The sequence below is a fragment of the Pseudobacter ginsenosidimutans genome (genome assembly GCF_007970185.1).
GTDB lineage: Bacteria > Bacteroidota > Bacteroidia > Chitinophagales > Chitinophagaceae > Pseudobacter > Pseudobacter ginsenosidimutans.
In genome coordinates this window covers 5,975,373-5,997,562 of record NZ_CP042431.1, presented here as the reverse complement: position 1 = coordinate 5,997,562, position 22,190 = coordinate 5,975,373, and the positions used below count along the sequence as shown (strand labels likewise).

General features: G+C 46.1%; 16 protein-coding genes and 1 pseudogene. 8 read left to right on the top strand and 9 right to left on the bottom strand.

Features of this window, described 5'->3' with window-relative positions; genetic code table 11:
* Positions 1-695: 695 nt before the first annotated feature.
* Complete coding sequence (locus FSB84_RS23630) at positions 696-3,257, top strand: McrB family protein (RefSeq protein ID WP_130540321.1); 2,562 nt, start codon at positions 696-698, stop codon at positions 3,255-3,257.
* Positions 3,250-4,533 carry an McrC family protein gene (locus FSB84_RS23625; protein ID WP_130540320.1) on the top strand — a complete coding sequence of 428 codons (1,284 nt, stop codon included), beginning with the start codon at positions 3,250-3,252 and terminating at the stop codon, positions 4,531-4,533. The genes FSB84_RS23630 and FSB84_RS23625 overlap by 8 nt, the downstream gene beginning before the upstream one ends.
* A 365-nt stretch (positions 4,534-4,898) precedes the next feature.
* Here FSB84_RS23625 and FSB84_RS23620 read toward each other — a convergent pair whose 3' ends face one another.
* Complete coding sequence (locus FSB84_RS23620) at positions 4,899-6,281, bottom strand: tetratricopeptide repeat protein (RefSeq protein ID WP_130540319.1); 1,383 nt, start codon at positions 6,279-6,281, stop codon at positions 4,899-4,901.
* Between the two features lie 43 nt (positions 6,282-6,324).
* On the bottom strand, positions 6,325-8,958 hold the full coding sequence (gene gyrA, locus FSB84_RS23615) for a DNA gyrase subunit A (protein WP_130540318.1): 2,634 nt from the start codon (positions 8,956-8,958) through the stop codon (positions 6,325-6,327).
* A gap of 391 nt (positions 8,959-9,349) precedes the next feature.
* On the opposite strand from gyrA, the gene FSB84_RS23610 reads away from it, so the two are divergent.
* The 3 genes and pseudogenes from FSB84_RS23610 to FSB84_RS31750 all read left to right on the top strand — a co-directional run bounded on the left by FSB84_RS23610 (position 9,350) and on the right by FSB84_RS31750 (position 12,851).
* Positions 9,350-10,963, top strand: a complete 1,614-nt coding sequence (locus FSB84_RS23610; protein ID WP_130540317.1) for a DUF4339 domain-containing protein — start codon at positions 9,350-9,352, stop codon at positions 10,961-10,963.
* A 166-nt stretch (positions 10,964-11,129) separates the two neighbouring features.
* The gene (locus tag FSB84_RS23605; RefSeq protein ID WP_130540316.1) at positions 11,130-11,441 is read left to right on the top strand and encodes a hypothetical protein; all 312 of its coding nucleotides are present in this window, start codon (positions 11,130-11,132) and stop codon (positions 11,439-11,441) included.
* A gap of 100 nt (positions 11,442-11,541) precedes the next feature.
* Positions 11,542-12,851: pseudogene (locus FSB84_RS31750) on the top strand (saccharopine dehydrogenase C-terminal domain-containing protein).
* A 228-nt stretch (positions 12,852-13,079) separates the two neighbouring features.
* Here FSB84_RS31750 and FSB84_RS23595 read toward each other — a convergent pair.
* From FSB84_RS23595 to rpmB, 7 genes are all read right to left on the bottom strand, one after another.
* Positions 13,080-13,769: an SIR2 family NAD-dependent protein deacylase gene (locus FSB84_RS23595; protein WP_130540314.1), complete on the bottom strand. Its 690-nt coding sequence runs from the start codon at positions 13,767-13,769 to the stop codon at positions 13,080-13,082.
* A 225-nt stretch (positions 13,770-13,994) separates the two neighbouring features.
* On the bottom strand, positions 13,995-14,969 hold the full coding sequence (locus FSB84_RS23590; RefSeq protein ID WP_130540313.1) for a DUF4349 domain-containing protein: 975 nt from the start codon (positions 14,967-14,969) through the stop codon (positions 13,995-13,997).
* Positions 14,970-15,076: 107 nt separating this feature from the next.
* Positions 15,077-15,490: an EVE domain-containing protein gene (locus tag FSB84_RS23585; protein ID WP_130540312.1), complete on the bottom strand. Its 414-nt coding sequence runs from the start codon at positions 15,488-15,490 to the stop codon at positions 15,077-15,079.
* A 389-nt stretch (positions 15,491-15,879) separates the two neighbouring features.
* Positions 15,880-16,845: a signal recognition particle-docking protein FtsY gene (gene ftsY, locus FSB84_RS23580; protein WP_130540311.1), complete on the bottom strand. Its 966-nt coding sequence runs from the start codon at positions 16,843-16,845 to the stop codon at positions 15,880-15,882.
* An 80-nt stretch (positions 16,846-16,925) separates the two neighbouring features.
* The gene (locus FSB84_RS23575) at positions 16,926-17,099 is read right to left on the bottom strand and encodes a DUF4295 family protein (protein ID WP_127125005.1); all 174 of its coding nucleotides are present in this window, start codon (positions 17,097-17,099) and stop codon (positions 16,926-16,928) included.
* Positions 17,100-17,118: 19 nt separating this feature from the next.
* Entirely contained in the window at positions 17,119-17,301 is a 183-nt protein-coding gene (rpmG, locus tag FSB84_RS23570; RefSeq protein ID WP_127125004.1) for a 50S ribosomal protein L33, read from the bottom strand.
* Positions 17,302-17,330: 29 nt separating this feature from the next.
* Positions 17,331-17,567 carry a 50S ribosomal protein L28 gene (rpmB, locus tag FSB84_RS23565; protein ID WP_127125003.1) on the bottom strand — a complete coding sequence of 79 codons (237 nt, stop codon included), beginning with the start codon at positions 17,565-17,567 and terminating at the stop codon, positions 17,331-17,333.
* 337 nt (positions 17,568-17,904) lie between these two features.
* On the opposite strand from rpmB, the gene ppk1 reads away from it, so the two are divergent.
* The 3 genes from ppk1 to panB all read left to right on the top strand — a co-directional run bounded on the left by ppk1 (position 17,905) and on the right by panB (position 21,885).
* Positions 17,905-20,022, top strand: coding sequence for a polyphosphate kinase 1 (gene ppk1 / locus FSB84_RS23560; RefSeq protein WP_130540310.1), 2,118 nt, complete (start codon positions 17,905-17,907; stop codon positions 20,020-20,022).
* Between the two features lie 6 nt (positions 20,023-20,028).
* Positions 20,029-20,937 (top strand): Ppx/GppA phosphatase family protein, encoded by a 909-nt coding sequence (locus FSB84_RS23555; protein WP_130540309.1) that lies wholly within the window; start codon positions 20,029-20,031, stop codon positions 20,935-20,937.
* Positions 20,938-21,069: 132 nt separating this feature from the next.
* On the top strand, positions 21,070-21,885 hold the full coding sequence (gene panB, locus FSB84_RS23550) for a 3-methyl-2-oxobutanoate hydroxymethyltransferase (protein ID WP_130540308.1): 816 nt from the start codon (positions 21,070-21,072) through the stop codon (positions 21,883-21,885).
* Positions 21,886-22,190: the final 305 nt, after the last annotated feature.

The window sequence follows — 22,190 nt, the reverse complement described above, 5'->3', positions numbered from 1 at the left end:
TAACATAAACAGATCAATATGGTAATACAATTGGTGTCCACAGAATTTATTATCCTTCGTTTTTGATAATAACATATAGTGTAAATGCATATATGAAAACGTTCCTGACCATACTTTGGATGTTGATACCAGTAATGGTTATCTATTCACAAACACGCTCTCCGAAGGGCAGATAAAAAGGGCACCGCGAGGTCATTTCGGAATCAATTCCGTTGAAGAATGTGGCTGAAGGTTGCCACAGTTAAGTACGGGGTTTCTTAACCGTCATTGGCCTGGGGCCGGTGGCGGTTTTATTGGTGTAAGAACTGGCTTTAACAGGCTGGAGCGTACGGTTGCCGGGGAGCAAAAAATATCAGAAATGATCACGCGATTTTGGCGATACAGAAGCTTAAAAAGAAAGAGTTGAAATCAATAATTTCTGGCGACTGAAAGAGGGGGATTAGATAATTAGTAAAAGAGCAATCATTTTACTGTTCTGCAATAAACGATTAATTATCAAGAAAAAGGGAGAGCTAATAAGCTCTCTTTTTCATTTCTACTCTATTTAACATAACATAAATTATAGACATAAAATAGATATCAAAGCTTCTTTCACCAATTCAATCATCTCACTTAAATTAATACTTTTGTATGCTTCATTAAACCTTAAACTGGCCAGTGATAGCTGCTGCCGATTCCAATGAAAATTAATATTAATGCCAAAGATTGAGCGAGACCAATTAGACCTTATAATCAAAAATGAACAGGCTATCATAAAATCGGAGGATTTCTATTTTCAGAAAGGAACCGATGCCTTGAGAAGCTGGATCGAAATGGATGTTCCTGAAGAATTAATACAGAGAATCTCTCGTTTATCTGACAACTATCAACAATTCAAAGAGGAAGCCGCAGTTGATAAGGACATCCAAAATCTGTTTAACCTGCTGCTGGAAATCACATCATATTGTGATTCAAAAGCAAAAGAGAAAAGCAATAGAAATCTATACCCAGACAAAAGAGTCCTTGCCAGGGCTAATGTTAGAATGAATGCCTGGATAAAGCATCTGATTCTTTTTAAGTTTTCTCGGATGGACAATAATTCAGGGTCAACCTTAAATGCCTTCAAATATCTTTTGGACCCCGAAAATAATCTGACAATATTAAGTGAGGGGCATCGCAATCTGATTGCCAGGAATTTATTGGGAATGGATTATAATCCTGAAAATTTTGTAAAGGATATTAAATCATTCTTTGAAGAATTTCAACTTTCGATAACCAATCCAATCAATTATACTCATCTTCTTTCCCGCATCATTTATTCTATTACAGATAAATGGCAGGAAGAAGTAATTGCTTTAATGGCGTCTGATTCTACAATGTGGCAGGATGAGCACATAGAATCCTTTTCCGACGATTTCGATGCCAGTATAGTCTGGAACAGTAAGCGCCCCAGTGGCGGAGCCGAAACAATAGAATTTCTCACTAAAATTATTGATGAAAACCGATCTTTCAACCTTTATTATTCGTCTGGTGGATATGTAAACTACAAGGCTACTGTAATCGATTTTGCAACAAATCAAGAGGAATTAGACAAAAAAAACTGGGAAGACCAACTCAGAATAATGGGATATTCCCCCCGTTTTGAGGAATATGAAGATGGAAAAACAGCCAGAATAATTTTTCTTGTAAGTGAGTTTGATAAAATAATCCCCCTCCCTATTACTGACTTTAAGCTATATAGTGATTATGATTATCCAAGGCACGACAATCTGGCGCCGCTGAAAGCTGAACCTGAAACTGAGAAAATCTCATTGTCGAATCAATTAACTACACCTAATCATCTAAACTTGGTTATGCCTCCTTTAAATCAAATATTGTTTGGACCTCCTGGTACAGGGAAAACCTATCATACAGTAAATAGAGCTTTGGAAGCAATTGATGAAAACATCGCTGGTAAAGAACGGAAGGAAATCAGAAAAATATTTGATAAGAAAGTACAGGAAGGCCAAATCATATTCACCACATTTCATCAAAGCATGAGCTATGAGGATTTCGTAGAGGGCCTCAAACCGATTGCTCCAAAGCAGGAAGGAATGGGAGTTGGTTATGGAATTGAAGATGGTATTTTCAAAACCATTGCAGCACGGGCAAAGGCGAACAATGAGTATTCCCTTTTAAATGCAAGCCATGATATAAAGCCCTCTTTTGATATTGTATTTGAAAGATTAAAAAGAGAAATTGAGGACTCCCTGACCGCTTCAACTGAGTCAGAGATCAATGCTATTGAACAACCTTCGAATGAAAAAAGGGAAGGCCTTGAGATAAAGCTTACAACTTCCTTTTTTAGTATAACAGGAATCAATGGAAGCTCAATCAGAATGATGACAAGGACAGGAAATAGAGATCTTTCAATGACAAAGTCTACCCTGCAACGGATTTATGAAGCCCCTCAAATTCTCAGTCAAATTATTACCGGGGGGATGCGCACTTATTACAAAGCGCTTGTAGAACAAATGAAAAAATGGGAATCGGAAATCAAGGAAGAGGCCCAAAAGGTGGTCCCCCAGAAATACGTCCTGATAATCGACGAAATTAATCGAGGCAATATATCTGAGATTTTTGGAGAACTAATCACACTAATTGAAGAAGATAAAAGGCTTGGTGCAAAAGACGCACTGGAAGTTCTGCTTCCGTATAGTAAGGAAACATTTGGTGTTCCTAATAATCTTTATATTATTGGAACTATGAACACCGCGGACCGTAGTGCAGAAGCTCTTGACACTGCATTGCGCCGACGTTTTAGTTTTGAAGAAATGCCGCCACGTCCTGAATTGATTATTGATGATAAAAAGCTACCTGCATTCATTGGCTCTGTCAACTTGCAAAAACTCCTGAGCACTATCAATAATAGAATAGAAAAGCTGTTAGACAAAGATCATCTTATCGGTCATAGTTACTTAATATTTGATCATGCAAATATGAATGTTTTGGAATCGGTTTTTTACAATAAGATCATTCCCTTACTTCAGGAATATTTCTTCAGCAGCTACGAAAAAATAGGATTAGTGTTGGGTGATGGATTTGTAAGAGCTAAAAATGTAAAAATAGATAACAACATATTTGCAGACTTCGACTCGGATATTGCCAGTGAATTTGATGATAAGGTATTATATGAAATTATAGATTTTCGGAACCCGGATCATTTCTATGAAATCAATAAGATAAGGATGACATTTGAAAAAGCATTAAATCGCTTAATGAAAGAAAATTTTGACTAAACCTTCAGTACATATTAGCGTTTTCGAGCATGAAATCCTTCAGCTTGGCCAAATAATAAATGGTATCACTTTTCAGGCAGATACTTTGCAGGCCCTGGAAAACTACTACGGAAAAGAAGGTGTCCCTTATTACTCCCTCATTAAAAATGGCGTGCGATTCAATGAGCATGTTGGGGTAATTCAGATAGGAAATACTTTGATTGAAGTTTTGCCCAAAGCTGATAAAGCAGACAGGTCTGTTACCAAATGGAGGAACCTTCTGATTGGCATGTTAAGGACTTCAGGCATTATTGATATTTATTCAACCAGCAGCAGTAATTTAAGAATAAAGTCAAATACTATTCTGGATCTGTACTTTGAACTGTTTGTTACTGAAATAGAATCAATGTTACATCTGGGATTGATAAAGAAATATAACCATAAGCAGGGCAATGTCTCCGCATTGAAAGGAAGGCTACTTTTCGCAAAGCAAATCCAACATAATCTTATACATCAGGAAAGGTTTTTTGTAAAGCACACTGCCTATAACGTGCAACATCTATTGAACCAGATCCTTTACAAAACCATTTGCCTCTTAAAGCAAATTAATACTAATAGTGTACTCCAAAGCCGGATTGGAGCGCTGCTCCTCTCTTTTCCGGAAATGGCGGATATAAAAGTCACTGAGTCAACTTTTGCAAAACTGGAATTTTCGCGAAAGAACCAATTCTATAAGAAAGCCATTGAAATTTCCAAACACCTGTTATTGCAATATCATCCTGATGTAAGTCGGGGACGAAATCATGTACTGGCCCTGATGTTTGATATGAATAATTTATGGGAGCAGTTCGTATATGTGAGTTTGCGTAAGCATAAAATTAACGGAACAACCATCACCGCACAGCATACTGTCAATTTCTGGAAGCCAGAAAAAGGTTCAAGCAGCAATATCAGGCCCGATATCTTAATAAAGAATTTGGAAGGTACCAATATAGTAATAGATACGAAATGGAAAAATCTGAATGGCCTCCACCCTTCCTCTGAAGATTTAAGACAGATGTATGCTTACCATGAGTTTTTGGGAGCAAGTAAAGTTGCTTTGATTTACCCTGGTTCCGTAAGTCACAAAAGCAGTGGCCATTTTCATCGTACACCATCCTATGATAAAATGGACAAGGAGTGTAGTGTAATTTTCATTCATGTCCCGTATGATGAATATTCTGAGCAAATCCTAACCATCAGAACCTGGCAAAACTGTATTCATGAATACCTTATTAACTGGATTCAGTCCAAATAGATTGGCAATGCTCGCTGTTTTCAGAACCTCATAAAAAAGGCTGAGCGTGATCCAATCACGTTCAGCCTTCAATTATTTTATCAAGACTGCACCCCTATTCAGGGCTTACTTGTGCATCTTCTTTTTCTTGCATGTTCTTGTAAACTTTTAGCTCGCCGGACTTCTCGCCACTTCTGTAGCCCATCCAGTAACAAAAACAAGGTACGGTCACCAGTACAAAAAGAATCAGCAGCAGATCGTTAGAGTTCACTGACATTTGGTATGGCAAAAGGTTGTTGGGTAAAAAAACGGGGTTACAACTCTAAAATAGAAAAAACCCCTGACACTTCAGGGGTTTCCTCATTAAATTTTACCACTATATCTTATTAGTGTTTCCGGTCTACGTTGTTGAATTTTTCAGTGTACTCGGTAGTTTTATCGGAGAGTTTTTTGATATCGGCTTCCAGGCTTTTCACTTCGGCAGCGTTCTTCTTGGCTTCAGCAGCATTCTTCTTTTGCTCCAGCTGGCTCACTTTCTCTTCGTTGATCGTGATCAGCAGATCGAGTGAGTTTTTCAGAATGTCTTTGTCGTCCATTTTCAATTTGCCTTCTGATTCCAGTTTGCTGGCTACTTTCTCAAAATAAGGAGCAGCTTCATCGAACTTCGTAACCACCTGGGCACGGAGCTCTTCTTTCTTTTTCAGTTGATCAGCAGTGAGTTTTACACCACCCTGAGGACGGATCGCTTTGTTCTCATTGTTGATATCTACACCCTGGTTATAGATGATCTGTCCGAGTACCATATTGGCATTAGGATAATCAGGCTGGATCTCCAGGCATTTTTTGATCAGTTCGGTTGCTTTGGCGATCAGCTCTTTGGAATTGGCCGGGCGCTGTGCAGCATCCTGATTGTATCCGACCTGGTACACTTCTACTGCATAGTTGAAGAGGAACAGGTGGTTATTGGGATTCTCTGCCAGAACCTGGTCGTATTTTTTGAATAGCTCTTCCTTGGAACCTTTTTCACGCATCAGTTCCAGCTCGAAGCCGGTCCAGAACGGATCCTGCGGATACACTTCCCTGCCGAGCTGTGAATAATGCTGGGCCTTGGTTACATCGTTCTTCTGACGATAGTAATCAGCCAGCCATTTGTATAATTCTGCAAAACCTTCACCTTTTGCTTTCTGATCAGCGATCATACCGTAGTAAACCGCAGCTTCATCGGGCTTGCTGGCTTTTTCAGCAGAGATACCTGCATACAGTGTTGTAGTAGTATCCAGTTTCAGCGTGGTGAGATTTTTGCCACTCATGAATTCGAAGATGCCGAGACATTTCTTGAAGTTGTTGAGCGCTTCGTTGAAATTGCCTGCGTTATAATAGGTAGCGCCTGCAGAAGAATAACCGGAATACAGGTCCAGCAAAGGCTGGCTGTTATCCAGCGTCAGCAGAACGTTCCTTTTGGCTGCGTCCTTCTCACGTGTTTCTTCCATCGCCATATATTTTTTCAGTGACTCGAACGCTACTTCGCGTGCATCGGGCACGGAGCTGCGGAGTACAGAATCACCTGCAACGGCAACATATACTTTAGCTTTTGTGTACCAGGCCTCTGGATTAGACTGGTTCTTTTCTACGGCCAGCACGTTGTCGATCTCCGTTTTTGCTTCAGTGATCTTCTTCTTGCCCAGTAAGTCTTTCGCTTTGTCCAGCTTCTGCGCATACAAACCCAACCCTGGTGCGGCGAGCAACGCTAACAGCAATACTTTTTTCATTGTTTGCTTATTTATTTAATAGTATAAGAGGTTTTTATCTGCCTTAGTTATTGTCAGGTCCTTCTTCAGATGCTTCTGCGGCTTCTCCGGTTGCAGCATCTTCATTATTACCTGCTTCACCAGTTGTTTCGCCGGCAGCTTCAACACCTTCCGCACCTTCAACAACCGCTCCCTCGATAACAGGGGTTTCATCATCTTCAGATTCGTCCAGTTTGGTGATGGCGGCAATTTCGTCTCCATCTTCCACACGGATCAGTTTCACACCCTGTGTTGCGCGGCCCAGCTCACTGATGCCGCCAACCGGCATACGGATGATGATACCACTCTTACAGGTGATCATGAGGTCTTCCTTTTCGGTAACATCCAGGATTCCTACCAGGGATCCGGTCTTATCAGTAACACTGATGGTTTTCACCCCTTTACCACCGCGGTTGGTAACGCGATATTCTTCAACCTGCGTTCTCTTTCCATATCCTTTTTCGCTCACTACCAACACTGTACGAGTTGTATCTCCACTGTTGACACATATCATGCCAATTACTTCATCATTATTGTCATCCACTTCAATACCAGTTACACCGATGGCGCCACGGCCGGTAGCCCTTACTTTTTCTTCAGGGAAACGGATGGCCCTTCCACTTTTCACAGCCATCATGATCTCGCTGTTACCGTCAGTCAGTCTGGCTTCCAGCAGTTCATCGCCTTCATTGATGGTGATGGCATTCACACCGGTTTGACGCGGGCGGCTGAAATCTTCCAGCGCTGTCTTTTTGATGATACCCTTCTTCGTACAAAGTACAATATTATGGCCATTCACATAATCCTTGTCGGCGAAGTCCTTCACATCGATGATGGCGCGGACCTTATCGTCCGGAGCGATCTGGATCATGTTCTGGATGGCGCGTCCCTTGCCGGTTTTCTCACCATCGGGGATCTGGTAAACGTTAAGCCAGTAAACCCTTCCCTTTTCTGTGAAGAAGAGCATAGTGTGGTGGGTGCTGGCCACGAAGAGATGTTCGATATAATCTTCCTCGCGGGTTTTGCCTCCCTGTACGCCACGACCTCCACGGCGTTGTGCGCGGAATTCGGATGCGGGTGTACGTTTGATATAACCGAGATGTGAGATGGTGATCACCACATCTTCTTCCTTGATCAGGTCTTTGATGCTCACTTCATCGTCCAGGAAAGTGATCTCGGTTTTGCGTTCATCACCGAATTTGTCTTTCACCTCGAGGAGCTCGTTCTTGATCACATCATACCTCATTCCTTCGTTGCTAAGCAGTTCTGTGAGATAGTTGATCAATTTCATCAATTCATCATATTCTTCTTTGATCTTCTCACGTTCCATGCCTGTCAAACGCTGGAGACGTAATTCGAGGATGGCTTTGGCCTGGATCTCGTCCAGTCCCCAGCCTGCGTTCACGAGACTTTCCTTTGCGATCTCCGGCGTAGCGGATGCGCGGATCAGGGCGATCACTTCGTCCAGGTGGTCCAGTGCGATAAGATAACCCTGCAGGATATGCGCTTTCTTCTGAGCTTCCTTCAGTTCGAATTTAGTACGGCGGACTACCACTTCGTGGCGGAATTCGATGAACTCAGCAATAATTTCAATAACGTTCAGGGTACGTGGGCGGCCTTTTACGAGTGCTACGTTGTTAATACCGTATGAAGTCTGCAGCTCGGTGAATTTGTAGAGCTGGTTGATCACCACATTGGAGATCGCATCCCTTTTCAGGTCTACCACAATACGGGTACCTTCCTTATTGTTGGATTCGTTATTGATATGGGCGATGCCTTCCAGTACTTTTTCGTTCACCAGTTGACCGATGCGATCGCAGAGCGCGTCACGGTTCACCTGGAAAGGCACTTCTGTAATGATGATCTGTTCGCGTCCGCTGCTTTTGGTGTCAACATGAACACGTCCGCGGAGTACAACCCTGCCCCGGCCGGTATGATAACCGGATTTGATACCTTCCATACCGTAGATGATGCCACCTGTTGGGAAGTCAGGAGCCTTGATATAATGCATCATCTCATCTACGGTGATATCACGTTTATCAATATACGCCACACAGCCGTCGATCACCTCGGAAAGGTTATGGGGCATCATATTGGTGGCCATACCCACCGCAATACCACTTGATCCGTTGAGGAGCAGGTTGGGTAAGCGTGTAGGCAATACAGTTGGTTCTTCAAGGGAGTCGTCGAAGTTGAGCTGGAAGTCCACAGTGTCCTTATCGATATCCATCAGCATGCTTTCTGCTGCACGTTGCAGGCGCACCTCGGTATAACGCATGGCAGCCGGCTGATCACCATCCTGGCTACCGAAGTTACCCTGACCGTCTACCAGTGTATAACGCATGCTCCATTCCTGGGCCATTCTCACCATGGCATCGTATACAGAACTGTCACCGTGCGGGTGGTATTTCCCCAACACCTCACCCACGATACGGGCGGATTTCTTGTGGGGTTTATTGAAATGCACACCCAGTTCATTCATGGCAAACAGAATGCGGCGGTGAACAGGTTTGAATCCGTCGCGCGCATCCGGTAATGCACGGCCTACGATCACGCTCATGGAGTAATCGATATAAGCCGTTTTCATCTGCTCTTCGATGTTCACAGGAACGATCCGGTTCTGGTCATTCGTTTCTTGTGGTATAAGATTCTCTTCCATACTTGCTTCCTGTATTTTTTGATCCGTTTTTTTTCCGCCCGGAAGGCGGAACGTGAAGGCGCAAATTTACCTTATTTGCATCGTAAAACCGCGGAATAAAGCCTGTTTTTACCCTCCTATTTTATCCACTGATGTGAGCAACTTATGCAGATTTTCAATGGGTTTTGAAGGGGAAATTCCGCCACGTTTTTTAACGTCGCTTTCATAATTTAAGTGGCCTGGTTTTTGGTTTAACCCTACTCAACAGTTAACTTGCAATTACCTTACAAAACTCCAATACCCTCCAATATCCTCTATTGATCCTACCCTGCTGTGGAATAAGCCATCAGTCAGCGTTTTGCGCCATGATCCCCCTGTGGTAAAACTATTTTTGCACGCTTATCGGTGATCTATGAACAAGTATTTATTGCTGCGAGATAATAAACAGACCGGGCCTTACACGGTTGAGGAACTGGTGAAGAAGGGAATCAAGCCTTACGACCTCGTATGGCTCGAAGGCAGGAGCGCAGCCTGGCGGTATCCCAGTGAAATTGATGAACTCAAGGCCTTCGCCCCGGTGGTGGAAGAGCAGCCGTACGACAGGTTCTACAAACGCAGCAGTTCCGCTCAGCAGCATGCCATCCATGCAGCACAGCAACAACTCGGCAAACAGGAACAATCCCTGCCCGCCGTTGAACATACTTCCACTCCCGCTTTCACTGCACAAACAAATACAGCTGTCCAGGGCAATACTGAACAGACGATCGCTGCTGCAGTGAACAGCCCCAAAGAAACCAGCGAAAATATTCCCGTTTCCAAACCTGTGGTGAAAACCGGTACCGGAAAAGTATATGTAACGCTGCCTGCTGGATTCAGGCAAAAGCAGGCTGTTCAGCAGACAGGCTCTGAGGAAATTGTAAAGACTCAACCTGTTCAGGCAAAAAAAGAAACTACCGTTCCGGTAACGCAGGCTTTCTCCGGCAATATGGAATCCGATAAACAGGAAGAAGCGCGTGTATCTCAGGAAGCCGCCAAAGCACTGGAAGCCCGTGCCGCTGCATTGGCAGAATCCATTCAGGCCGCTGCCGCTGCTGCTTCCAAAAAACAAACAGCACAGCAGGCCATTCAGCAATGGAACCAGCAATCCAATACTTCAAAAACCCAACAGGCCAAAACTCCTGTTGAGCAACCCGCCAATTTCTCGTCCCTTATCAATAAGCAACAGGAAGAGACTGTTCCGGTGATCCCTATGCGCAATCAGTCAGGAAGGAAACATCTTCTGCTCATGCGCAGCATCGTTGCTGCATGTCTGTTGCTGGGTGGTATCGTCATTGGGATGGCGCTGACGTACAGCAAGAGCGGCAGTGAGAACCAGAAAGCGCTCGACCAGCTGGTGCAGCGCCTGCAGGAAAGGGAAGCCCAGCGTCAGGCTGGAATTCAGCCGGAGCAAAAAGCCGGTGAAACTACCGCTCCAAACAATGCAGAATATGCAGAAGAAAGTACGCCTCCTGATGGGGAGCAAAGCCATATCCAGGATAACAATTCCGGCCGGCAACTGGCTGAAAAAGATAAGCAGCTCCCTCCTGTTGTGAACAATAATGATGCTGCGGTTACCTTCCAGGAAAAAGACCCGCAGGAAATGAAAGTCACCCAGGCAGTGATTACCAGGAAGGACGAGCCCAGGCCCGTTCGGGAAGCAGATGTGGCCGCAGCCCGTGAAAAGATCTACCAGATGGTTCAGGTGGCTGCCAGTCCATTCCGCACCGGCGTACTGGGAGGCATTTCCAATTTATACTTCACTGTTTCCAATACCAGTTCATTTCCACTGGACCAGATCGAACTGGAGATAAAATACCTCGGTCCAGAAAACAGAGTGGTAAAAGTGCAGCGTTTACTCTTCAACGATGTTGGGGCCGGCGCACAAAAAACGCTGGAAGCCCCACGCACTTCACGTGGCGTATCGATCGATTATGTTATAACCAAAATCAATTCAAGAGCGCTGGGTATCGCCCGTACAGGCTTCTGATTGCGTATGCCCCTTCCCGCTATATCCTGCATTATCACGATGCAGACTACCCGAACACCCCGGTAAGGATTAAAAACGTATTAAAACCAACCCATTTCATCCTGACCTTCAGTAACTTGCTGATAAATGAATAGTTTATTCTTCTCTAAATAAAAACACGTACGCCATGAAGAATACTCTTGCCACGCTTATTGCCATCATCATAGCGGTAGCCAGTCTGCATGCCTTCAGGGCCATGCAACACGCATCCGTTACCGGTAGTATTCAGCCGAGCTATGGAGCCAAGACCATCTGGGCCATTCAGGGTAATGATACTACAAGGATTTTCTCAGATAATGGAGCCTTCACCTGCAATCTCAAACCAGGCACCTGGAAACTCCGTATCGATGCCAGATCTCCATTAAAAGATAGGGATGTGGAGGTGCAGGTTCAAGACCGTCAGACCACTGATATTGGTGTGATCACACTCCACCAATAATTGTTACAGGCAGCGCTGCAATATCCACACTTCAACAATAGCTGCCATTCCTGCGATTGCTCCCATTTCCCCCTATTACCGTTTTTACTATCTTGTGCCAATGAAGCATATTCTCGTCTTCGGTGCAGGAAAGTCAGCTACATGCCTGATCGATTACCTCATAAAGGAAACGGATACGCATCGTTGGGCGCTTACCGTTGTGGATGGAAACCTTGAACTTGCCAGCTCAAAAACGGCCGGTGCGCCACACGTGAAAGCCGTTGCCATCAATGTGGAGCAGGACGAAGCCAGGCGCGCGCTGGTATACTCCGCAGATATCGTGATCTCGCTGTTGCCGCCATTCCTGCATTACCTGGTAGCCAAGGATTGTGTTCAGTATGGTAAGCACCTGCTCACAGCTTCTTATGTGGATGAAAAGATAAAAGCGCTGAAAGATGAGATCGCAGCAAAAGGATTGTTCTTTCTCTGTGAGATGGGCCTGGATCCCGGCATTGATCATATGAGTGCGATGCAACTGATCAGTGCCATCCGCGCCAAAGGCGGCGCCATCACTTCTTTCAAATCGCATTGCGGGGACTGGTAGCTCCTGAAAGCGATAACAACCCCTGGCATTACAAGATCAGCTGGAACCCGCGCAACGTGGTAATGGCTGGTAAGGCAGGCGCTGTATACAAGGAGAATAATGAAAAAGTGGAAATCCCTTACACGGCTTTATTCAATGTCAACAATACTGTGCAAACGCCTGGTCTTGGAGAGCTTGCCTGGTATGCGAACCGCGACTCGTTAAGTTACATCCCCATATACGGACTTGAGGAATCGCTCACCTTTCTCCGCACCACGCTCCGTTACCCAGCTTTCAATGCAGGCTGGAAGCAGATCATCTGGCTGCACCTTACAGATGAAACAGTCATGTACAATACAGATGGTCTCCCGCTTTCCGCATTCTTCCGTGAACATTTCAGGGTACACGATACAACAGATGTGATTGCCGCTCTCTCCAAAGAAGATCCATTCTATCAGCAACTCGATTTTCTTGGACTGAATGATGAAGCAACACGTATCAACAAGGGCCTCTGCACTGCCGCCGACGTACTTCAGTTTGCCCTGGAACAAAAGCTGGTATTGGCTTCGCACGACAAAGACATGATCGTGATGTTACATGAAATAGACTATCTTCTTAACGGTCAGATCCAGCACATTAAAAGCTGTCTGTTAGTGAAAGGAGAAGACCAGCTTCGCACGGCCATGGCAAAAACGGTTGGACTGCCACTAGGTATTGCCGCCAAACTAATTCTTCTAAATGAAATAAAACTCACAGGTCTCCACATTCCTATCCTGCCGGAGATCTATGAACCTGTGCTGAAAGAATTGTACCAGAACGGTATCATCTTCCACGAAGAAGAAGCCTGATATGAAGTGAAGAAATCTAAATCTTGAAATAATTAACTCCGGCACAGTTCCGCAGCCCATTGTTTGAGCGGGGTCTGAAATGGAGGCCTTGAAAACGTAAGCGAAAAAGCTCATTAGCATTCCCCTGTTCCATCCAACCAACAACAGTTGATCAAAGCCACCCAAGCGCCGGTTCGTTTTCCAACCGGCATTTCATACCCTCTCAAACAAACAAAATCAAATGGAATATTATTCTCCACGAAGTATCCGCATCAATTCCTCAACCCCGGTTGTTGCCGGCATTTCAATAGGATGAACGCCATAGAAGCCTTCCGTTGAAGGGATCTTCTTATCAACGATATATTTCGGAACCCTCGGTTGAACAAAGTCCACCAGTCCCGCTGCAGGATACACCACCAGCGAAGTGCCAACCACCACAAAGATATCGGCAGCCTTCACTAACGGTACAGCCTCAGCGATCATTGGCACAGGTTCTTCAAACCAAACGATATGCGGACGAAGCTGTTCGCCATCTTCCGCCAGATCGCCGATATTGATATCACCGGTAATGGGATAGATCAGCGATTCATCGCCCACGCTGCGCATTTTGAGGATCTCGCCATGGAGGTGAAGTATTTTTTCAGAGCCGGCACGTTCATGCAGGTCGTCTATGTTTTGGGTGATGATCTGTACATCGAAATCATTCTGCAGATCAGCCAGACCGAAATGCGCTGCATTGGGTTTTGCATCGATCACGTTCTTGCGGCGCATATTGTAGAAGTCGAGCACCAGCGATGGGTTCTTCCTCCAGGCGCGGGGCGTAGCCACTTCCCTTACATCATATCCTTCCCAGAGGCCATCACTGTCCCTGAATGTTTTCAATCCGCTCTCCGCGCTGATGCCGGCGCCGGTAAGTACCACTAATTTTTTCTTTGACATGAAGCTTGTGTTATCAGACTTCAATTTACGAAATTTCAGCGGCCTGTGGAACTTGTATCTGGCAACAGTCCACTGCTAACAGTGATGGTTAAGGTAAGTTTTAATTTACAGGAAATTGAACTGATTGCCTGCCCAAAAAATCGCCTCCAACAGATCAGAGGATTCAATACCTGTCTGATCTGTTGGGGCGACAAAATTCTTATTACCATATGCCAACTGCGCCCATCAAACATTCACCGGGTCCACAACTGCACTGGCAGTGGGTTTGGTTCGATTCCGCCTGATTGTCTTCCTCACAGCGTACACTACCAGTCCCACACCCAGGATCATAGGCCATAGTGTGATCAATGCCACCATTACATCGCCCAGCCATTTGAATCCTGCTCCGAATGCATCCAGAACACGGGTTCCAAAAGAAGGCTCATGGTTGTTGTTATTCACCAGGTCAGGGTTCAGGATCTGGAAATAAACAAGCTGGATGGTACTGTAGGCAGATGAATGATTGAGATACCCCATCCTGCCGGCAGCCGCTTCGATCTCTTCCTGGATCTCGTCCACTTCTTTCTGTACCTGGAAAACCTCTTCCATATTCTTTGCCTGCTTCATCAGTTCCAGGTAACGCAAACGAGCCTGGCGCTTGGCTTCCAGCCGGGAGCGAACATCCACCACTTCACCTGTCACATCTTTACTGGTAATATTTTTGGTAAGGATCTTTTCTGCATTACCGGTGAATTCATTCACTGCCTGTTCGAACAAATCCACCGGCACACGGATATTGACTTTGGACTGCAGCTTGTAATCGGAGCTTTCCTGGTTCTCTTCGGCGATATAACCTGCATACTTACCCGTAATGGCGCTTACAAGTCTTTCGAATTCCTTGAAATTCTTTATTTCCAGTTCCAGGCTGGCGTTCTTGATGATCTTTTTGTTCCAGTCGGATCGCACAGGTGCGGGAGGTGCGGGAGCTGGCTTTTGTTTTTGTCCGGGTTGCTGACCGGTTTGATTGCCGGACTCTTGCTCCGGAGAGGGAGCCCGCTCTGCAATGGTGTCTGATGCTGCATCAAAAAGCTCAGGGGATGCTTCTTCAGCTTTTTGCGGCGCGATGGACATTACCGTGTCAGCAGGTGCTTTTTCAGCTGCGTTTTGGCAAGATGATGCCAGTACCAGCGCGAACGCTGATACAGTAAGGAAGGTTTTCATACTGCAATTTTTAAAGTGGTATAACTGAGATGCCTGTGTAAGTGATTTTACACAAATTGATTCCAGTTACCCGCAGCATGTAACCCGGTAAACTTGTTAAAAAGGGTTTAACCCTTGTCGCCTGCCAGTTCAAGGATCACTTTCCATTCCGCCGGGGTGACGGGACTAACGGAAAGACGGCTGAGTTTGATGAGCGCCATGGAGGCCAGACGGGGCTCAGCCTTGATCTGTTTCAGGCTAACGGGGTGGGCTAATCGCTTTACCGGTTCCAGGTCAACCACTACCCATGCATCCTCATCGGTGGTGGGATCCTGGTAAGACTCTTTGGCAACGCGGGCAATGCCTACAATCTCCAGTCCTTCATTGCTGTGGTAGAAAAATACCTGATCCCCTTTTTTCATGTCCCTGAGAAAATTTCGGGCAGCATAGTTGCGCACCCCATCCCAGAAGGTCTTTTTGTCTTTTACAAACTGATCCCATGAATATTTGAATGGTTCCGATTTCACCAGCCAGTAAGCCATAATAAAGCAATTGCGGTAATATGAATAGTATGTACAGCAAATGTACCGGGAAAAAATTTATCCATAAAAAATCCAACCAGGGCCTGCCGGCCGTAAGTATTACTGCCAACTCCCCAACCAATCATTTCCCCGTCAAAAAACTATTCAGGTAAGAAATTACCTAACCGATCATGTGGTGTTACCCAGGAGCTAAAAAAGCTCACTATCGAAGACCGGCATTTACCGGTCTTCCTTTTTTATTGCGTATAGGCGACACTGTTAGGGTAAGGCAGCCGCTCACCGGAGGCGAACAAATATCCATCACTCCCCGGAGCCGAATAACTGGCGGCTGCGAAAGTAAAAGGGCCAACCTGATAAGGCCGGCCCTTGCAAAAATATTTATTGAAAGATTACTTCTTATCGAGATTGAACAGACTGTCAACAAACTCATGTTTATCGAATACCAGCAGGTCTTCCATCTTCTCTCCCACTCCGATGAATTTCACGGGGATCTTGAACTGGTTGGCGATGGCCAATACCACGCCGCCTTTGGCAGTGCCGTCAAGCTTGGTGATAGCGAGAGCAGATACATCTGTGGCAGCGGTAAAATGTTTGGCCTGTTCCAGCGCGTTCTGTCCGGTAGATCCATCCAGTACCAGCAGCACTTCATGTGGCGCTTCGGGGATATGTTTCTGGATAACGCGTTTGATCTTGCTGAGCTCGTCCATCAGGTGCGCCTTGTTGTGCAAACGGCCGGCGGTATCGATGATCACCACATCCGAGCCTTTGGCCACACCGCTTTGAACGGTATCAAAAGCAACAGAGGCGGGATCTGAGCCCATGGCCTGCTTTACGATGGGAACGCCCACGCGCTCACTCCAGATAGTGAGCTGGTCAACAGCAGCTGCACGGAAAGTGTCAGCAGCGCCGAGCAAAACCGACTTACCGGCCTTCTTGAAATTATAGGCCAGTTTGCCGATAGTTGTGGTCTTCCCTACTCCATTCACGCCTACAACCAGGATCACATAGGGTTTGGCTGGCATTTCTGATTCGAAGGTGTAGGAAGAGGCCTGGTCGGCATCCACCAGTACGGCTTCGATCTCCTGCTGCAGCAGCCCGTTGAGCTCACTGGTATTAAGATATTTGTCTTTGGCTACGCGCTTCTCGATGCGGCTGATGATCTGAACAGTAGTGTCGATGCCTACATCCGCGCTAACGAGCGCTTCTTCGAGGTTATCGAGCACTTCATCATCAACAGTACTTTTGCCTGCTATCGCCTTCGTTATCTTGGAAAGAAAGCCTTCCTTGGTTTTTTGCAATCCCTGGTCGAGCGATTCTTTTTCCTTCTTACCGAATAGTTTTCCGAAAAATCCCATACTCAGAATTTGTGCAAATATAAAATACAAAAAGCCGTCCTCGCCGGAGAACAGCTTTTAATATTGTACTTACTATCCACTTATTTTTTTGCCATGAAATCCTTGATCTTGTCCTTGTGAACGATCGCCTCTTTAAAAGTATAGGCGCCGGTCTTTGGACTGCGAACAGCACGGATCACTTTGGTATAGTTCTTCGCTTCAGCAGATGCTTTCGCATCTTTCACTTTCGCGTTCTTGGAAGCTGCTTTTGCCATGATTATTTAATTGAAGATATTATTTAATCTCTTTGTGAACCGTAACCTTCTTCAGGATCGGGTTGAACTTCTTGAGCTCCATACGCTCAGGATTGTTCTTTTTGTTTTTGGTAGTGATATACCGGCTGGTTCCGGGCTGACCGCTGGTCTTGTGCTCGGTACATTCCAGAATCACCTGTACCCTGTTACCTTTCTTTGCCATATATGAACATTGAAAATTTGACTAATTAATTAGATCTTCTCTCCTCTTGCTCTCAGTTCTTTCACCACACTCATCAGACCATTCTTGTTGATTGTGCGGATAGCCTCAGTAGAGAGCTTCAAAGTAATCCATTTTTCTTCTTCGGCGAGGTAATAGCGTTTCACTTGCAGGTTTGGTAAAAACCGGCGCTTTGTCTTGATATTTGAGTGTGATACACGATTTCCGGTTACCGGAACTTTACCTGTCACCTGACATACTCTTGCCATGACTTAAAAATTTTGGGACGGCAAAGGTCGGTAAATGCAATTAATAATCAAAAAGAAAATGCTGATTTTTCAAATAATGATTATCAACATTGTGGATAACCCGCTCTTTTCAATCACCTAACTCCCAGTGCCAAAGGCGCAAATATACACAAAAATGCAGGAGGCGCAACGTACATTTGCCGAATACTCCTGAATTCTCCGTTTTTCATTAGGGATTGCCTATCCCGCTCAGAAACTTACTTGCATGATTCTGAGGCAAATAATTAATAATTACTTAATTTAAAGTTGATTTCAGGCGCACCAACTTTGACAAAAATCGCCTGACCCAATGCTCAGCATGAAACGCAAAACAATCGCAAGAGATATCAGCTGGCTCAGCTTCAATGGCCGTGTGCTCCAGGAAGCCGCCGACCCAACTGTACCGCTCCGGGAACGGATCAAGTTCCTCGGTATCTTCTCCAACAATATGGATGAATTCTTTCGTGTTCGTGTAGCTACCCTCAAAAGAATGAACGAGTTCGGCCGCAAGCTCAAAAATATGCACCTGGAACAGGCGCCCGGCAAGATCCTGGACGAGATCCAGCAGGTTGTGCTGGAACAGCAACAATCTTTCAACACCATCTGGGAAAGTGTTCGCCGCGAACTGGAAAAGGAAAAGATCTTCCTCGTTAACGAAAAACAGCTCAACAAAGAGCAGCAGAAATTCGTACAGACCTATTTCGAAGAAGAGGTCCGTTCCAATATCATCCCCATCATGGTGGAGAACGTTCCGCAGCTCCCCTACCTGCGCGAGAAATCATTGTATCTCGGTGTGGTGCTGAGCCGCCGCGACCAGAGCCTGCGCCGCAAATACTCGCTCATTGAAGTTCCTTCCAAGTCCGTGGGCCGCTTCTGCAAGTTGCCTTCACCGGAAGGAGAACAACATATTATTTTATTGGAAGATGTGATCCGCTTCAATCTCAAAAGCATCTTCTCCTATTTCGGTTACGATCGTTTTGGCTCCTGGGTATTCAAGATCACCAAGGATGCTGAAATTGACCTGGACAATGATGTGAGCACTACCATGATCCAGAAGATCGAAAAAGGCCTCCGCAACCGACGCAAAGGCAAGCCCGTGCGCTTCGTGTACGATAAGGAAATGGACGATGGCCTGCTGGACTTCCTCATCCGCAAACTCAATCTCAGCCGTAAGGAAAGCGTGATCCCCGGCGGACGTATCCATAATTTCCGTCACTTTATGGACTTCCCCGATGTGTTCCAGAAAAAGAGCGCGCGGAAGAAGCCCTTCCAGCACCAGCTGCTGAAGCATACCATGCGTGTGACCGATGTGGTACTGGAAAAAGACATCATGCTCAATTTCCCATATCACTCTTTCAACCCCGTGATCGATCTGCTGCGTGAAGCCGCCATCGATCCGGAAGTGACGGCCATCAAGATCACCGCCTACCGCCTCGCTTCCAATTCCAAAGTGATCAACGCCCTCATCAATGCCGTGCGCAACGGCAAACAGGTGACCGTTATGCTGGAGCTCCGCGCCCGCTTTGATGAAGAAGCCAACCTGGAATGGAAAGAAAGACTGGAGGAAGAAGGTGTGAAAGTACTGATCGGCATACCTAACATGAAAGTACACGCGAAACTGCTCATGATCAAGAAGCGCGTGAACAACCATACCATTCACTACGGCTTCGTGAGCACCGGCAATCTCAACGAGAAAACAGCGCATGTATACGGCGATCACTGCCTGCTCACTTCTGACCGGTTCATCATGGCCGATGTGAACCGCATCTTCAATTACCTGGAGAACCCCAAAGACGGCGATAAATTCCTCAAAGCCTGCAAAACCCTGATCCCCTGCCCTACCAGCCTCAGGCGGGAACTGTACAAGCTCGTGAATAAGGAGATCCGCAATGCGCGCGCCAAAAAGCCCGCATCCATCACACTCAAGATGAACTCCCTCTCAGATGAGGACCTGATCAATAAATTGTATGATGCCGCAAGGGCCGGTGTGGAAATCCGCCTGATCATCCGCGGTATCTTCTGCATGTATTCCGAGAGCAAGAAATTCAAGATTCCCGTGAAAGCAGTCAGTATAATTGACGAGTACCTGGAACATGCAAGGGTATTTATTTTCCACAATGGAGGCGATGAAAAGGTTTATATTTCATCTGCCGACTGGATGGTGCGCAACCTGGATCACCGTGTGGAAGCCACTTGCCCGATATTGGACGACAAGATCAGGCGTGTGTTGAAAAATATACTGGAAATTCAGTTGCGGGATAATGTAAAAGCCAGAATTTTGGACAATGAACTGAGCAACCGGTATGTGCGCGACAGAAAGCAGAAGAAGGTCCGGAGTCAGGTAGAGACCTATCAATATTTACATCAAAAAACCATCATCCATGCAGATCCCGCGCATTCGCCTTCGATGGAATCGCTCGCTGCATCGGATGCCTAATTACCCATGAGACTGGCGGCCATCGATATTGGAAGTAATGCAGCGCGTTTATTGATCTCCGATGTATTCCATTCGGACACTGGCAAGCCTGAGTTCCAGAAGATCAATCTCGTACGCGTGCCGCTCCGGCTCGGTTTCGACGTTTTTGAAAAGAAAACAATCTCTCCTGAAAAAGAATCGATGATCCTCAGCACCATCAAAGCTTACAAGCTCCTGCTGGATGCTTATGGCGTGGGCCTGCATCATCTGAAGGCCGCCGCTACCTCCGCCATGCGCGATGCCGGTAACGGCACGGAGATCCTTGCACGCGTGAAGGAAGAAACAGGGATCGATATCGAGATCATCACCGGCGATACTGAAGCCACGCTCATCTATGAGAACCATGTGGCCGAGAATATGGACAAGGACCATACTTATCTCTATATCGATGTAGGTGGCGGCAGCACCGAGCTGTCTTTCTTCGCCGAAGGCAAACTCAAATTCCGCAAGAGCTTCAATATAGGAACCATCCGCCTGCTCAAGAGACAGGTGGAGGAAAAGCATTGGGACGATATGAAAGATGCGCTGCGCCGTGAAACGCGTGGACATATGGAAGACATCATCGGTATTGGCTCCGGCGGTAATATCAATAAGATCTTCTCCCTCTCCAAACGAAAGGAAGGCAAGCCCCTCACCTTCGATATGCTGAAAGACTACTACAAGGAATTCAGCAGTTTCTCCGTGCAGGAAAGACAAAGGCTTTACAAATTGCGTGAAGACCGTGCAGACGTGATCGTACCTGCCCTGCAGATCTATGTGAACATCATGCGATGGGCCAATATCAAAGAGATCTATGTGCCCAAGATCGGACTGGCCGACGGTTTGATCCAGCATCTCTACGAAGAGCTGGTCAGGAGCCGCCAGGCGATTTTCTGAGCGGCAATCGCAGTTTTATCGTTTTCCCCTACCTTCGCCATTCTTATTAACAAACTGCGAGGAGCATTATGAATGTGTTTTATTCTAATGCAGAGCCATATTCCCTCCCGCTCAGCGCTAAAAACTCCAGTTATGTCAATCAGCAAAGAAATCAAGCGTATCACTACCAACACGCTCCAGAAAATGAAATCACAGGGCGAGAAGATCTCCATGCTCACTGCCTACGATTTCTCATTCGCCAAAACCTTTGATGGCGCAGGCATCGACGTGATCCTCGTTGGCGACTCTGCCTCCAATGTAATGGCTGGTCATGAAACTACCCTGCCTATCACACTGGACCAGATGATCTATCATGCTTCTTCTGTGATCCGCGGCGTTTCTCGTGCACTGGTGGTAGTGGACCTTCCATTCGGTTGCTACCAGGGCAATTCAAAGGAAGCCCTTATCTCCGCCGTTCGCATCATGAAAGAGACCGGCGCCCACGCCGTGAAACTCGAAGGCGGCGAAGAGATCCTGGAATCCGTAAAACGCATTGTGGCAGCAGGTATCCCGGTGATGGGACACCTGGGCCTCACTCCCCAATCCATTTACAAATTCGGCACCTATACCGTACGCGCACGCGAAGAAGCCGAAGCCAACAAACTCCGTAACGACGCCAAACTGCTGGAACAGGCAGGCGCATTCGCCGCAGTACTGGAAAAGATCCCCGCGCAACTGGCCAAAGAAGTATCAGAAAGCCTGATCATCCCCACCATCGGCATCGGCGCAGGAAAACATTGCGATGGCCAGGTGCTGGTGATGCATGATATGCTCGGCATCAATACAGAATTCAAACCGAGATTCCTCCGTCAGTATCTCAATCTCAACGAACAAATCACGGGGGCGGTGCAGCATTATATCCGCGATGTAAAATCAAATGATTTCCCGAACGATCAGGAACAGTATTAGTTTTTTCCCGGCAAAGGGGTTGGGGCAGGACGGCTGTGAAACGTACCAACGCAGTTGGGTTTTTCTGAGCTTTGAGTTGGTGTGACGGGGCTGTAGAATATGGCCGGGCTTTTTCGCTTACGTTTCGAAGGCCGACCTGCCCCAACCACCTTTGCCTCATTTCCCTGATAGTGCAGCAGATCAGTTCCCTGATTTTGCACTTGATTTTACCATCTTGTAATAATGCTGTTTAAAAAAACAAAGGGCTAACCTTCACATCAGTGCTGATATATGGTTGCAGGGCACTTTCAAAAGCATAATCCATA

What these genes read in the sequence shown, in the direction of transcription:
- FSB84_RS23630 (WP_130540321.1), top strand. Translation starts at nt 696, where the DNA reads ATGCCAAAGATTGAGCGAGACCAATTAGACCTTATAATCAAAAATGAA.
- FSB84_RS23620 (WP_130540319.1), bottom strand. Translation starts at nt 6,281, where the DNA reads ATGAAAAAAGTATTGCTGTTAGCGTTGCTCGCCGCACCAGGGTTGGGT.
- gyrA (WP_130540318.1), bottom strand. Translation starts at nt 8,958, where the DNA reads ATGGAAGAGAATCTTATACCACAAGAAACGAATGACCAGAACCGGATC.
- FSB84_RS23610 (WP_130540317.1), top strand. Translation starts at nt 9,350, where the DNA reads ATGAACAAGTATTTATTGCTGCGAGATAATAAACAGACCGGGCCTTAC.
- FSB84_RS23605 (WP_130540316.1), top strand. Translation starts at nt 11,130, where the DNA reads ATGAAGAATACTCTTGCCACGCTTATTGCCATCATCATAGCGGTAGCC.
- FSB84_RS23595 (WP_130540314.1), bottom strand. Translation starts at nt 13,769, where the DNA reads ATGTCAAAGAAAAAATTAGTGGTACTTACCGGCGCCGGCATCAGCGCG.
- FSB84_RS23590 (WP_130540313.1), bottom strand. Translation starts at nt 14,969, where the DNA reads ATGAAAACCTTCCTTACTGTATCAGCGTTCGCGCTGGTACTGGCATCA.
- FSB84_RS23585 (WP_130540312.1), bottom strand. Translation starts at nt 15,490, where the DNA reads ATGGCTTACTGGCTGGTGAAATCGGAACCATTCAAATATTCATGGGAT.
- ftsY (WP_130540311.1), bottom strand. Translation starts at nt 16,845, where the DNA reads ATGGGATTTTTCGGAAAACTATTCGGTAAGAAGGAAAAAGAATCGCTC.
- FSB84_RS23575 (WP_127125005.1), bottom strand. Translation starts at nt 17,099, where the DNA reads ATGGCAAAAGCAGCTTCCAAGAACGCGAAAGTGAAAGATGCGAAAGCA.
- rpmG (WP_127125004.1), bottom strand. Translation starts at nt 17,301, where the DNA reads ATGGCAAAGAAAGGTAACAGGGTACAGGTGATTCTGGAATGTACCGAG.
- rpmB (WP_127125003.1), bottom strand. Translation starts at nt 17,567, where the DNA reads ATGGCAAGAGTATGTCAGGTGACAGGTAAAGTTCCGGTAACCGGAAAT.
- ppk1 (WP_130540310.1), top strand. Translation starts at nt 17,905, where the DNA reads ATGAAACGCAAAACAATCGCAAGAGATATCAGCTGGCTCAGCTTCAAT.
- FSB84_RS23555 (WP_130540309.1), top strand. Translation starts at nt 20,029, where the DNA reads ATGAGACTGGCGGCCATCGATATTGGAAGTAATGCAGCGCGTTTATTG.
- panB (WP_130540308.1), top strand. Translation starts at nt 21,070, where the DNA reads ATGTCAATCAGCAAAGAAATCAAGCGTATCACTACCAACACGCTCCAG.